We start from the raw sequence: 14,335 nt of genomic DNA, 5'->3' as shown, positions 1-14,335 counted from the left end.
ATTACTTAGGTTTCGCAGGGCTAGTGGTTTTTGGATACAAAGGAATCAGCTTGCTAAAGATATGGCTGACCGAGGTATTCGATTTTTGCCCGGTTGGTTGTGAGCCATTGCTATGGCAGGAGAAGCAATTGAGACCGCTACTCTTCTTGCTGTCTATCCCTTGGTCATAGGTCTCCATGGTCGTGTTTGCCAATAAGCTGGTACCAACTTGATTGGTCGATGTCACTACCAAACCACCGATAGTCCAGGTTGCGCCAGTCATGATGTAGTTAGCCCGGATGTCACCTTTGATCAATTGATTGCGTACACTGTTATTACTGGAAATGACTTCAGTATTTTCTAGTGTCGCATTGGTGGCGTCAGAGCCGGAACCAAATGCTTTTAAGCGCATGGTATCGCTTGGGGCGATACCACTGGCGACCATGGCAGCAATATAATTTTGCTTGTCAGCAGGGCAGTCATCGGTGGTGTCTTGCGAAGCGCAGAACTTAGCTTTTTGCACGTTATAGGTCGTTGCATTTGGTGCTGCAAGTAGCCATTTACCTGCGCTATTTTGCGGTACTGTGATGGTCTTGTTTGCGCTATTGGTGTAAGTGTAAGCCGCGTTTGGCGCATTGGTGATGTGTTCGAAAGTTGCCCAGATCATTTCAGGATGACCTTTAGCACTACCTACCACATGCATACCGACTAAAGCCAGATTGACTGCTTTGCTTTTACCAGTTGGTATCCATAGCATCGGGTCAGTTTTGTCATACTCTGGTACCGAGGTTTTTGCCGTGACATAGTCATCAGCCTTGAAACCAAAAGCGTCAATACCTGCGGTATCTATCCATGCAGTTTTGACTTCCATCGCCAGTGCTTCTTTGTCTGGGAACGTCACACCTTTAGTGGCGGCGTAAGCGATGACAGGATCCAATTCTGCTTGCGTCGTTGGGAACAATGCGGTTGGGAATTGACCAGGTGGGTTAATGTTATTCGGATTAGGAATGCTGCCATTGCCAATTCCAGTTTGGAAGTAAGCAAAGACATCATTCACCATGGTCGCGTAATAGATCAATGATTGATTTTGTCCAATCAGAACGCCAGACGTGCCAGCTTGACCTTGAGTCGGTTCAATCGCATTACCGCTGGAATCGATAAATACTGGCTTACCTTTCCCATTGCGGAATGCTTGCACCATGTTTTTGGCGACTTTGCTGTCTAACTTAGCCAACTGTGGCGCTACTCGCACGGCCATTTCTGTATTTAAAACAGGTGCGCTCGGTAAGCTGATTTTTTTATTGCTGGAATCAAAGAAAGTCGGTTTTTTACCGGCGACCGCTTCAATTCGTTCAACTTCAACTTGTTTGCCACTACTATTTTTCACGAGCGATTTACCATTGCTGGCTAAGGGGGCTGGCAAAATTTCAAAGGCACGACCTTTTTTGTCGACTACGCGTTGTAATCCATTTGGACCAGCTTGCGCAGCACGTACATTTAATATAGGTAAAGCTGCATTTGGTTGGTTTTGCGTATAAGTGCGTTTGCCATCGGCGTTCGCGCCAGAAACATTGTAGAAAACTGGCGAGTTGAAGACGAAGCTACCACCGCCATAGTTTCTTGGCGCAGGGGAAGTTAGCCACAAAAACATTTGTTCTGACCACAGATAAAAATCGCAGTCACCACCATTTGGAAACGTGATGCTGTTAGCTGGATTGACTGCGCCATTTAAGCTGACATTGCCGCCAAACCAGGTCTTGAAATTTGGCGCAGAGACTGGGCATAAGGATTTCGCATCTTGTGGCAGTACCGTTTGTGCCTGCGCTGAGGTGGTAAAGCTTGGTGCAAAAGTGACGAAAGCGACTAAGGCGGCTGATATTGTCGCCTGATATTTTGAAACAGCAAAATTACGTCGTACATTGATGTTGAAGCGGTTCATTGCATTCCTCCATTTTTTAAAAAATTCAGAAGTTTTTGTGCAGTGGCTGCTGTAGCTTGAGCAATTGCATTTGTCGACTGAAAACCAGGTTTCCCACTATCCCAATATTCTTAAAGCGATCACCGTGCATCCTGTATTTGCCTGACTCGCGTCAAAGAATGAATGGCTTGCAAAAATGTATAGCAAGTCTTGTGCCAAGTTGACATTCAGTGTAGTTGGCTGATTGTTGTCAGACTTTTGGCATTTTTGACGTCTAATTCATGTTTGATTACACGTAAGTATTTAATTTTTGATATTGGTTGATGAGATTTTTTTACATTATTTTTTGACCAATTGTTTTGATGAATCATTTTCTCGGCAACTTTGTCGGGCTATATATATGTATTTCGACTTAATTTTGATGTTTTTAACTATTTGACATATTAAACGTCATGCTGCACTCTAAAGATGTTTTGCATCTTGTTTGTCTTTAATTTTGAATTTATTTTTTTTGCAATAAGGAAATCCTATGCCAGTCTATCGTTCCCGAACCACCACTCACGGTCGCAACATGGCGGGTGCCCGCGCTCTATGGCGTGCCACTGGTATGAAGGACGGTGATTTTGAAAAGCCGATTGTGGCGGTGGTCAATTCCTTTACACAATTCGTTCCTGGTCATGTGCATTTGAAAGATCTGGGACAAATGGTCGCACGCGAAATTGAAGCGGCTGGTGGTGTCGCCAAAGAGTTCAATACCATCGCGGTGGACGACGGTATTGCTATGGGTCATGGTGGCATGTTGTATTCACTCCCATCGCGTGAGTTGATTGCTGATTCGGTTGAATATATGGTCAATGCCCATTGCGCTGATGCCATGGTATGTATTTCTAACTGCGACAAAATCACGCCGGGCATGTTGATGGCCGCGATGCGTTTAAATATTCCTGTCGTGTTTGTGTCTGGTGGTCCGATGGAGGCGGGTAAGGTTTTAGAAACTTTGCATCCTAAATCACCAGGGCAAACGGGCGAGCAAAAGATCATGAAGATTGACTTAGTCGATGCCATGATTAAAGCAGGTGATAGCAAAGTCAGTGATGAAGAAATTGGTCGCATTGAACGCTCGGCTTGCCCGACTTGCGGTTCATGTTCCGGTATGTTCACCGCAAACTCGATGAATTGTTTGATGGAAGCTTTAGGTTTAGCCTTGCCAGGTAATGGCACAATTTTGGCGACCCATGCTGATCGTAAAGATTTGTTTTTACGCGCTGGTCGTTTGATTGTGGATTTGGCCAAGCGTCATTACGAACAAGACGATTACACCATCTTGCCACGCTCGATTGCGAATAAAGCGACCTTCGAAAATGCAATGGCGCTCGATGTGTCGATGGGTGGGTCTACCAATACTGTTTTGCATTTATTGGCTGCTGCGCATGAAGCTGGCGTGGATTTCAAAATGGCAGACATTGATCGCATTTCACGCAAAGTGCCGTGCTTGTGCAAGGTCGCCCCGATGACCGATAAATACCATATTGAAGATGTGCATCGCGCTGGCGGCATTATTGCGATTTTAGGTGAATTGGCGCGTGCTAATTTATTCGACACCACACGTCCCACCATCCACGCACCGACTTTTGCCGAAGCGATCGCGCACAATGATATTGCTGTCAGTGATGATGCAGCAGTCAGAAAAATGTTTATGGCCGCACCTGGCGGCGTACCAACGCAAACCGCATTCTCACAAGATAAACGCTTCGATAGCCTCGATATAGATCGTGCAAGTGGCTGCATCCGTGATTACGAACATGCTTATTCTAAAGATGGTGGTCTTGCGGTTTTGTACGGAAATCTGGCAGAAAAAGGCTGCATCGTGAAGACGGCAGGTGTCGATGAAAGCATTTTGACTTTCAGTGGTAAAGCGCGTGTCTTTGAAAGCCAGGATGATGCAGTTGCTGCGATTTTGGGGGATACCGTGCATGAAGGCGACGTCGTGATTATTCGTTACGAAGGGCCGAAAGGCGGTCCCGGTATGCAAGAGATGTTATATCCAACTTCGTACATAAAATCCAAGGGTTTAGGTAAGGCTTGTGCTTTGTTTACCGATGGTCGTTTTTCCGGCGGTTCGTCCGGCTTGGTGATTGGCCATGCTTCGCCTGAAGCTGCCGAAGGTGGCGCGATTGGCCTGGTGGAAGAGGGTGATCAAATCTTGATCGACATTCCAAATCGCAGTATACGTTTGGACATTAGTGATGAGACTTTAGCTGCCCGTCGCGCTGCCATGGAAGCGAAAGGCGCATTAGCATGGCAACCTGTAGATCGTGATCGTTATGTATCGCAGGCACTGCAAGCCTATGCGGCATTGGCAACTTCGGCGGACCGTGGTGCTGTGAGAGATATTACGCAACTGCGTCGATAATTCGGCGCGTCTTTTTCTTGGTGTAAGTTGATTTTCTATGGCGGCATTTCTGTGCAAACAGGAATGCCGCTTTTTGCATGCTGACGCGTCGTGTTCTAATTGCTTTCGACTATTTCGAAAACTCCAATGGTTTTAAGATCATAGTGAATAAATCTGTGGAGTTCTTAATTTAATCCTAGGAGGCAATTTACTAAGTGCATTTGATATAATTGTTAAAAAATAAAACGATCTACTACTTAGGTTTTATTTTAATTTTTAGCAGAACTTACGCACAACCGACAGCGAAGGCAGTCATACGTTTGTAAAGTTTGACCTTCCAATAAAGCTTGTGATTTTGCGTAAGTCCTAAACATTCAATTTTAGGATTTTATGATCACAATTTTTTCCAAAAAGCTTGTTATTCATGTACATCGAATAATATTGGTGCTGATGTTTCTTGTCTTGACGTCGAGTACTTTTGCACAGCTTAAGCCCCTACCTTTAGAGTTGTTCTTTGAGAACCCTCGTATGAATAGGGTGGAACTGTCCCCAGATGGAAAATCGCTGGCAATGTTGACGGCGATGAAAAATGGTCGGGTACAACTGGTCTCTATGGATTTAGATACCAAGAAATCAAAAATTGTGGCGGGTTTTAGTGACGTCGATATTAGCGAATTTCATTGGGTAAATTCTAAGCGTTTGGTTTTTAAGACTACCGATAATACGGTTGCAACGGGTGAGCTTCGGTATAACCCCGGCTTGTTTGCAGTCAATGTTGATGGCAGCGAACTGCGAACTTTGATTGAACGCTTGCAGGGAGGCAGAATGACTACCGGCACGAAGATTCAAAAGAGAATTTTGCCTGCTGAAAGTTATTTTTATGCGGTCGATTTACGTTTAAATTCCGAGAGTATATTCGTCGCACAGCCGGTTTGGGCTGCTATTAATGATTTGCGAGCATTGAACCTGATTAGCCTAAATACAAACACTGGCAAGGCCGAATTTTTGAGTCGCCCGGGGGATTCTCGCTCCTGGCTGGTTGATTACGATGGCAAGCCCAAAGTGAGTGTTATCTCAGAGGGCAGTAAAGAGAAAATCATGTACTACGATGAACAAAATGATCGTTGGGAAGTGATTTCGGAAAGTGACAAGTACAGTGGAAAATTTACACCATTAGAGTTGGGGCCCGATGGCACTTTGTATGTGGTAGCACGAAAAACACAAGATACGTCGTCGCTCTATCGTTTTGATTTGAAAACCAAAGCGGTGGACGATCAAGCCATCGTTTCAGTTGCTGGATATGATTTTAGCGGCCACTTGATTTTTGATCGTACCAGTAAAAAATTACTCGGTGTTTCCTATTTGAATGACGCACGTTCCACATATTGGTTGGATGAAAATATGCTAGCCATGCAGAAGAAGATTGATGAGTTGCTGCCCGCAACGATCAATCAACTGAGTATTGCCAGAGATGGCCTGAGCAGATATGTTGCGGTGCGCTCTTACTCGGATGTTCAACCGCAGATATATGCCATCTATGATACACAAGATGGCAAGCTTGAACTAATTGGCCATAGCCATCCAAAGATTAATGCGAAAACGATGGCTATCCAAGATATGGTGCGTTACCCGGCACGGGACGGCCTCCAAATCCCTGCCTACTTGAGTTTGCCAAAAGGTGATAAAAACAAAAATCTACCTATGGTTGTTTTGGTGCATGGAGGTCCTTTTATTCGTGGGGCGAAATGGGAATGGGATGCGCAGGTGCAGTTTTTGGCATCGCGCGGTTATGCAGTATTGCAGCCAGAATTTCGCGGTAGTACCGGCTTTGGTTTCAAGCATTTTAAGGCTGGCTGGAAGCAATGGGGGCTATCCATGCAAGATGATTTGGCGGATGCCGCCAAATGGGCAATCGCTCAAGGCATCGCCGATCCCAAGCGCATTTGTATTGCGGGTGCCAGTTATGGCGGTTATGCGAGCTTGATGGGGATTGCGAATCATCCAGAATTATTTCAATGCGCGGTGAATTGGGTTGGTGTTACAAACATTCCTTTACTGTATGAATCAAGCTGGACTAATGATTATTCTGCAGAATGGCAAAATTACGGAATGCCCTCGATGATTGGCGATCCAATTAAAGATGCTGAACAATTACGAAATACCTCGCCAGTTAATTTGGCTGCGAAAATTACAAAGCCCCTTTTGTTGGCGTACGGTGGCGTCGATAGACGCGTTCCCATCGCGCATGGTGAACAATTTTATGCCGAGGTCAGCAAACATAACACCAAAGTCGAATGGATAAAATATCCTGAGGAAGGCCATGGCTGGAAATTAGAGCGTACTCGCTTGGATTTTTGGCTGCGCGTTGAAAATTTTTTACAGGAAAATATAGGACAATGAAGATTTGGGTCTTGCATGAACATCGCCACGATAGGAGCTATGACGTCACTACAAGGTGAGGATGCAAGACTCTAACTGATATAAAACAGTAACACCTCGTTGGTGCTGAGTCACTTACTGTGTTCTTGTTTTGATCGGTTGTAGATGTTATTGATTGGCAGTAAAGAACAGGTGTTGTGAAGAAAGTAAAATTGATATCGCTTAGTTTTTGATGGCAGCGAATCGGTAATCGTAGATGGAATTTCTTATAAGGATGTTAGATTTAATTGCACACTTATACTCACTTTCCTTGAAGTACATTCATTTGTCTTGATCGTGCTGCCGTTTGAAAAGTCCCATCGCCATTACATCTTTCTCTGCTATCTCTCTCTGGTGGCAATGTTTATTGCCGAACACCTGTATACGAATTTAGCAGTTTCAGTCCAATAGTTTTTTGAGTAATTTTTGCCATCCGCATTAAGCGAGTAATAAGGCCGCGGCGGGCCATCCTCAATTTCCCACTCCCTTTGTAATAAACCTTGCGTCTCCGGGCGGTGCAAAATGGGATACAAGGTACCTTCCTCAAGTGCTATATCTTTATCCGCCAAAGCCTGGCGTAGCTCATACCCGTAGCGTGCGTAATTGTAAAAGTGTGGCTAGCACCACTACAACGCGCCGTAGCTCGAGCTCTAATTTTCCGAAAGTATCTGTAGTAATCATGTGGTGCACTGCACTGTGTGTTGCACAGTAATTCAAATATTTTTATGTTGTTGCTTTTTTTGCATAGTTTGGAGCGACTAAGCAAGAGACTGCTGTGGCGGAAAACTTAATCACGCAATTTGTGCCTGTGCGCGTGCATTTGAAAGGCTAGCGATAAATGGTGGCCTGCGTCGATAAAATTGTTGGGATTGAGATTGCAGTTGCGGTTGCAAGCCGACGCTATTAGCAACAGACCACCTTGCTCTGCGCTTGATTGCTTTTATTTACTTTACCTTTAAATAGTTTAGGTTTAAAGTATTTATCCGTCGTGGTGCAAAGTCTAAATAAAAAATCGAACATAAGTCGAAAACTGCACCCAATCATCGTATGGAGACTTATTGATGTCTATTCGTTTTCCGCAGTCTGCACATGTCGATACTTTCGCATTTGCACATTTGCCGCCGCCTGAGCAGTGGCCAGAATTGGTGTTTGATTTACCTGAGTTGCAGTATCCCGAACGCTTAAATTGTGCGAGTGCTTTTTTAGAAGACATCGCGGCACAAGGGTTTGCCGACAAAGTGGCGATACGTAGCGCTAGCGCAACTTGGACTTACGCCGAACTGTGTGCCAAGGTGAATCAAATCGCGCAAGTCTTGGTCGACGATATGCTGTTGGTTCCAGGTAATCGCGTGTTATTGCGCGGTGCGAACAATCCCATGATGGCAGCGTGCATTTTGGCCGTGTGGAAAGTCGGCTGTGTGGCGGTGCCCACTATGCCTTTGTTGCGCGCCAAAGAGTTGAGCGTGATTGTCGACAAGGCGCAGATCTCTGCGGCATTGTGTTCCGCAGCATTGCAGGAAGAGTTAGAGGCTGCGCAGCAATTGAGTCCTGTACTGCAGCAGTTTAAGATTTTTAATGCAGATGTTGCAGGTTCGGTCGAGCAATTGATGTCGTCTAAATCTACGACTTTCACAGCCGTCGATACGCATGCTGAAGATGTCTGCCTGATCAGTTTTACTTCGGGCACGACTGGTATGCCAAAAGGCACGATGCATTTTCATCGTGATGTATTGGCGATTTGTGATTGTTTCCCGCGTTCGATTTTGCAATCGCAAGCGAGTGATATTTTTATTGGGACGCCACCATTGGCGTTTACTTTTGGTCTTGGCGGATTGCTTTTATTCCCTTTACGGATAGGTGCGACCGCAGTTTTATTAGAAAAACTCACGCCAGAAACCTTACTTAAATCTATCGACGAATATCAGGCGACGGTTTGTTTTACTGCCCCGACTTTTTATCGTCAGATGCTGCCTATGGTGCCGAATTTTTCACTGAAATCTTTGCAGAAAACGGTGTCGGCTGGCGAAACCTTACCCGCAGCAACGCGCGAAGCTTGGCAAGCTGCAACAGGCTTAATCATGATCGATGGCATAGGTGCAACTGAGATGTTGCATATCTTTATTTCGGCTGCCGGAGATCAAGCGAGATCAGGTGCGACGGGAAAAGCCATACCTGGATATCAGGCCTGTGTATTAGACGATGAAGGCAAGCCCGCCGCAGTCGGCGTGACCGGTAGACTAGCCGTGAAAGGTCCCACTGGTTGCCGCTATCTGGCGGACGACAGACAAAAAAATTATGTCTTGAATGGCTGGAATTTGACTGGCGATGCCTATGAAATGGATGCCGAAGGTTATTTCCATTATCGCGCCCGCACCGATGACATGATCATTACGGCGGGTTACAACGTGGCGGGCCCCGAGGTTGAAGAAATTATCCTGAAACATCCTGAAGTCGCTGAATGCGCGGTCGTGGGTTTGCCAGATGAAGAGCGAGGTCAGATCGTGAAAGCCTTTGTGGTTTTACGTGATGCGACGAAGCTGCGTGATGCTAAGGCGAGTGAAGCTCTGATTAGTGATATTCAGCAATTTGTAAAAGCGAATGTCGCGCCGTATAAATATCCGCGTTGCATAGAATTCAAAGACGCATTGCCACGTACTGAGACGGGCAAGGTTCAGCGATTTAAGTTAAAGCTGACCAATTAATACGAATGAGCAGGGCCTATTAAGTTGTAGGGCGGGTGCAACCCGCGCCGCCAGCACATTGAACGACCGAACAGCGCGGGTTTCACCCGCCCTACGAGGTCAAAGTTGAAACTAAGTTTGCACAAAAAAAGAATCTATAAATACATGAACATACTTTGCATAGGCGGTGGTCCCGCTGGTCTCTATTTTGCGTTACTGATGAAAAAGCAGAACCCCGCGCATCGCATCGTTGTGGTCGAACGCAATCGCCCTTACGATACCTTTGGCTGGGGTGTGGTGTTTTCAGATCAGACTTTGGGCAATTTGGTGAAAGCGGACGAACCGACTGCCAAAACCATACTGCAAGCCTTTAATCACTGGGATGATATCGACGTGCATTTCAAAGGCCAGGTAGTCACTTCGGGTGGTCATGGTTTTTGCGGTATCGGTCGCAAACGCTTACTCAATATTTTGCAGGAGCGTTGTGAGCAGCTGGGTGTGGAGTTGGTGTTTGAAACCGATGTGCAAGATGATCAGATTTTAGCGCAGACCTATGACGCTGACTTAGTCATCGCGAGTGATGGATTAAATAGCCGTATCCGCACACGTTATGAAAGCACTTACCAACCCGATATCGACACGCGTAAATGCCGCTTTGTCTGGCTCGGCACTAAAAAACTTTTCTCCGCATTTACTTTTGCATTTGAAGAAACCGAGCATGGCTGGTTTCAGGCGCATGCCTATCAATACGACGGCGATACGGCGACTTTCATTGTCGAGACGCCTGAGGAAGTGTGGTTGAAAGCGGGCCTAGATCAAATGGATCAAGCTGAAGCTATCGCATTTTGTGAAAAACTGTTCGCCAAGTATTTAGGCGGTAATGCCTTGATGAGCAATGCCAGTCATCTGCGTGGCTCAGCGAGTTGGATCAAATTTCCGCGCATTATTTGTAAGCAGTGGGTGCATCACAATCAACTCAATGGCAAAGCCGTACCTGTAGTCTTGATGGGTGATGCTGCCCATACTGCGCATTTTTCTATAGGATCGGGAACGAAGCTGGCCTTAGAAGATGCGATCGAACTCGCTGATTGTTTTGCGCAACACGGTAGCCATGGTATGCAAGCGGTGATGGACGCTTATCAAGAAGTGCGTGCAATTGAGGTGATGAAAATACAAAGCGCGGCGCGCAATTCTATGGAGTGGTTTGAAAACGTGAATCGCTATACCGCGATGCAAGCACCGCAATTTGCTTACTCCATGTTGACCCGCAGCCAACGTCTATCGCATGAAAATTTACGCCTGCGTGATGCGGGCTATGTGCGTAGCTTTGAAGTCTGGATTGCTGAGCAGGCATTTGCACAAGCGGGTCTTGCTATGCCTTTGACAACGCATGCCATCCCACCGATGTTCACACCTTTTAAACTACGTGATGTGGTTTTAAAAAATCGTATCGTGGTGTCGCCGATGGCGCAATATTCTGCGGTCAATGGTGTCGCGGGCGATTACCATTTGGTGCATCTCGGTAGTCGGGCGATGGGTGGCGCAGGTTTGGTGTTTGCGGAGATGACTTGCGTTTCAGCTGAGGGCAGAATCACACCGGCTTGCCCTGGTTTATATCAGCCCGAACATACGCAAGCATGGAAACGTATTGTCGATTTTGTGCATGCGAATAGCGATGCCAAGATCGCTGTGCAACTAGGTCATGCAGGTGCCAAGGGATCAACTAAGCGTGCCTGGGACGGCATCGATCAGCCTTTGGATGAGGGTAATTGGTCTTTGATTTCGGCTTCAGATCAACAATATTTGCAAGGCGTTTCGCAAGTCGCTAAAGCGGCGACCAAAGAGCAAATGACGCAAGTGCTCAATGAATTTGTCGCTGCGACAGTGGCTGCTGAACAGGCCGGTTTTGATTGGCTGGAACTGCACTGCGCACATGGCTATTTTTTGTCTAGCTTTATTTCACCATTGACCAATCAGCGTAGCGACGAATATGGCGGCAGCTTGGAAAATCGCTGTCGCTACCCGTTGGACGTGTTTGCCGCTATACGTGCAGTTTGGCCTGCGCAAAAGCCCATATCGGTGCGTATTTCCGCGCACGATTGGGTAGAAGGCGGCATCACACCTGACGATGCGGTGCAGATCGCAAGACTGTTTAAAGAAGCAGGTGCGGATATGATCGATTGTTCTTCGGGTCAGGTCAGTAAGCAAGAGAAACCAGTATACGGACGTATGTTCCAAACACCGTTTTCGGATCGTATTCGCAATGAAGTGCAAATTGCGACGATTGCGGTTGGCGCGATTTTTGAAGCAGACCACGCGAATAGCATCATCGCTGCCGGACGTGCGGATCTATGCGCGATTGCTAGGCCACATCTGGCGGATCCCGCCTGGACTTTGCATGAAGCCGCTAAGCTAGGATTTACCGATATCAGTTGGCCACAACAATATGTCGCTGGCAAATTGCAGTTAGAACGCAATTTGGAACGTGAACGTCAAGTTGCGGCGGCCAGTCGAGGTATGAGCCCGCAAGAAATCGCCGCAAAATTATTGGAAGGCTGATATGAATTTTTTCCATCCCGCATTGGTCGGCAAACACGCTTTAGTGACAGGTGGCGCGACCGGTATAGGTTTAGCGATTGCGCAAGCTTTGTTAGTGCAAGGTGTAAAGGTGACCATCAGTGGTCGAACTGAAAGCACTTTAATGGACACGGTGAATCGTTTGCACGAAAACGGGCAAATCAATTACATTTGTATGGATGTCAGTGATAGTGCCTCGGTCGCAGCAGGCTTTGCCGCCGCCATTAAACAATTTGGCACTATCGATATTTTGATCAATAACGCAGGTCAGGCAAGTTCGGCATCGTTTTTAAAAACTACGGAAGCACAATGGCAGCAAATGCTGGCAGTGAATTTGACCGGTACGTTTTTGTGTGCACAACAAGCATTGCCAGCGATGTTAGCGCAAGGCTGGGGGCGTATTGTGAATGTGGCGAGCACCGCTGGATTAAAAGGCTACGCCTATGTTGCAGCTTACGCCGCGGCGAAACACGGCGTGATCGGCATGACTAAATCTCTCGCTTTGGAAGTCGCGCAAAAAGGCGTGACAGTGAACGCAGTGTGCCCAGGCTATACTGAGACCGACATCGTGCTTGAGGCGATTGCGAATATCATGCAAAAGACCGGTCGTAGCGAAGAACAAGCGCGTGCCGAATTGGCCGCTGGTAATCCGCAGAAACGCTTGATTCAAGCTGAAGAAGTGGCAGATGCCGTACTGTGGTTATGCTCACCTGCGAGTGCGTCGCAAAATGGTCAGTCGATAGCGGTGGCTGGCGGCGAGGTGATGTGATGAATGTGCAGACAGTGCAGAGTGCTGCGATTGATACTATTGATCTTGAAACTCGTTTAACCCAAGATCATCACCAGTCATTAAAATTATGGCTGCGCATGTTATCGACTACCGTGATGATAGAAAACGAAATCCGCAATCGCCTGCGTGCGGAGTTTGATATTACTTTGCCGCGCTTTGATTTGATGGCGCAGCTCGAACGTCATCCCGATGGTTTGCGCATGGGGGAATTATCCAAACGCATGATGGTCACGGGTGGCAATATCACAGGTATTACCGATCAGCTAGAGCAAGAAGGCTTGGTCGTGCGTGTGACTGATAAGCAAGACAGGCGCGCTTACAGCGTGAAGTTGACACCGGCAGGACGTAAAGCATTTAAGACCATGGCCAGCGTGCATGAAGCATGGGTTGCGGAATTGTTGGCGGGCTTAGATCCCGAACAAAAAAATCAAATGATTAGTATGTTGTCTAGCGTGAAGTCGGATTTGAGCGCGGGTAACAAGCATAACGAGAGTGAATGAGAACAATATGAACTATCTCAATGGAACAGCCAGCGATTTGCCTGGCAACCATCAAACGCTGACGAATTATCAGGCAAGGCATTTCGCTTATCAAGTCAAGGATAAAGTCGCGACCATTACTTTAAATCGTCCTGAGCGTAAGAACCCGCTGACCTTTGAATCCTATGCCGAGTTGCGCGATCTGTTTCGCACTATGTGCTACGCCGACGACATTAAAGCCATCGTTATGACTGGTGCCGGTGAGAACTTTTGCTCGGGTGGCGATGTGCATGAAATTATTGGCCCTTTGACCAAACTCGATATGCCAGGCTTGCTGCGCTTTACACAAATGACTGGCGATCTGGTGAAAGCAATGCGTGCTTGTCCGCAGCCTATCATCGCTGCAGTCGATGGCATTTGCGCTGGTGCTGGTGCAATCATTGCGATGGCGTCGGATATCCGGATAGGCACTTCTCGCAGCAAAACAGCTTTTTTATTTACACGCGTTGGACTAGCTGGTTGTGACATGGGTGCCTGTGCGATCTTGCCACGCATCATCGGTCAGGGACGAGCATCGGATTTGCTGTATAGCGGAAGCAGCATGTCAGGTGAAGAAGGCGAACGCTGGGGTTTCTTTAATCAGCTAAGCGAACCAGAACAAGTCGTTAACGCGGCGCAAACCTATGCCAATAATCTTGCGAGTGGCCCGACCTTTGCGCATGCTATGACAAAAAAAATGTTGCATGAAGAATGGGATATGAGCGTCGATCAGGCAATAGATGCGGAAGCTAAAGCACAGGCAATCTGCATGATGACCAACGATTTTCATCGTGCTTATCATGCGTTTGTGAATAAGGAAAAACCGAAATTTGAGGGTAACTAAGAAATCTAATTGCTGGGTACATTACGGTGTCGCAAATCCCTGTAATTGAATTTTGATATAGGTTGATGACGAGTTCAAAGTTCCCTCTCCCGCAAGCGGGAGAGGGTTAGGGTGAGGGTAGTTCAGATTGGCGAAATGCTTGTTCAATATGGTTCGTCAGATTTTGTATGTAAGAAGGAAACATCATTTTATTCTCTCGACGACCCTCATCCCCGGCC

At 46.8% G+C, this 14,335-nt stretch carries 8 protein-coding genes and 1 pseudogene; 7 read left to right on the top strand and 2 right to left on the bottom strand.

The window, feature by feature from the left end; all coding sequences use genetic code 11:
- Position 1 precedes the first annotated feature (1 nt).
- A complete protein-coding gene (locus tag H8K55_RS04045; RefSeq protein ID WP_186940778.1) occupies positions 2-1,918 on the bottom strand; it encodes a hypothetical protein in 1,917 nt (638 codons plus the stop codon).
- Between the two features lie 508 nt (positions 1,919-2,426).
- Here H8K55_RS04045 and ilvD point away from each other — a divergent pair.
- Positions 2,427-4,310 (top strand): dihydroxy-acid dehydratase, encoded by a 1,884-nt coding sequence (gene ilvD / locus H8K55_RS04040; RefSeq protein ID WP_186940777.1) that lies wholly within the window; start codon positions 2,427-2,429, stop codon positions 4,308-4,310.
- A gap of 507 nt (positions 4,311-4,817) precedes the next feature.
- Positions 4,818-6,689, top strand: coding sequence for an alpha/beta fold hydrolase (locus tag H8K55_RS04035; protein ID WP_186940775.1), 1,872 nt, complete (start codon positions 4,818-4,820; stop codon positions 6,687-6,689).
- Between the two features lie 359 nt (positions 6,690-7,048).
- Here the strand turns inward: H8K55_RS04035 and H8K55_RS22265 are convergent.
- A pseudogene (locus H8K55_RS22265) lies at positions 7,049-7,294 on the bottom strand (PadR family transcriptional regulator); the annotation flags it as partial.
- A gap of 474 nt (positions 7,295-7,768) precedes the next feature.
- Between H8K55_RS22265 and H8K55_RS04025 the strand changes: the two are divergent.
- The 5 genes from H8K55_RS04025 (at position 7,769) to H8K55_RS04005 (ending at position 14,117) form a co-directional block, all read left to right on the top strand.
- Positions 7,769-9,409, top strand: coding sequence for an AMP-binding protein (locus tag H8K55_RS04025; protein ID WP_186940774.1), 1,641 nt, complete (start codon positions 7,769-7,771; stop codon positions 9,407-9,409).
- Between the two features lie 144 nt (positions 9,410-9,553).
- Positions 9,554-11,947, top strand: coding sequence for a bifunctional salicylyl-CoA 5-hydroxylase/oxidoreductase (locus H8K55_RS04020; protein ID WP_186940772.1), 2,394 nt, complete (start codon positions 9,554-9,556; stop codon positions 11,945-11,947).
- A 1-nt stretch (position 11,948) separates the two neighbouring features.
- Positions 11,949-12,734 (top strand): SDR family NAD(P)-dependent oxidoreductase, encoded by a 786-nt coding sequence (locus H8K55_RS04015; RefSeq protein ID WP_186940771.1) that lies wholly within the window; start codon positions 11,949-11,951, stop codon positions 12,732-12,734.
- The gene (locus H8K55_RS04010) at positions 12,734-13,255 is read left to right on the top strand and encodes a MarR family winged helix-turn-helix transcriptional regulator (protein WP_186940770.1); all 522 of its coding nucleotides are present in this window, start codon (positions 12,734-12,736) and stop codon (positions 13,253-13,255) included. Before H8K55_RS04015 ends, H8K55_RS04010 begins: the two co-directional genes overlap by 1 nt.
- Before the next feature lie 7 nt (positions 13,256-13,262).
- Positions 13,263-14,117 (top strand): enoyl-CoA hydratase family protein, encoded by an 855-nt coding sequence (locus H8K55_RS04005; protein WP_186940768.1) that lies wholly within the window; start codon positions 13,263-13,265, stop codon positions 14,115-14,117.
- Positions 14,118-14,335 lie beyond the last annotated feature (218 nt).

It is taken from the genome of Affinundibacterium flavidum (genome assembly GCF_014284175.1).
In the GTDB taxonomy this organism is placed as follows: Bacteria; Pseudomonadota; Gammaproteobacteria; order Burkholderiales; family Burkholderiaceae_D; genus Undibacterium; species Undibacterium flavidum.
Note: the sequence above shows the minus strand (reverse complement) of the source record. Positions and strands in the feature narration are given on the sequence as shown.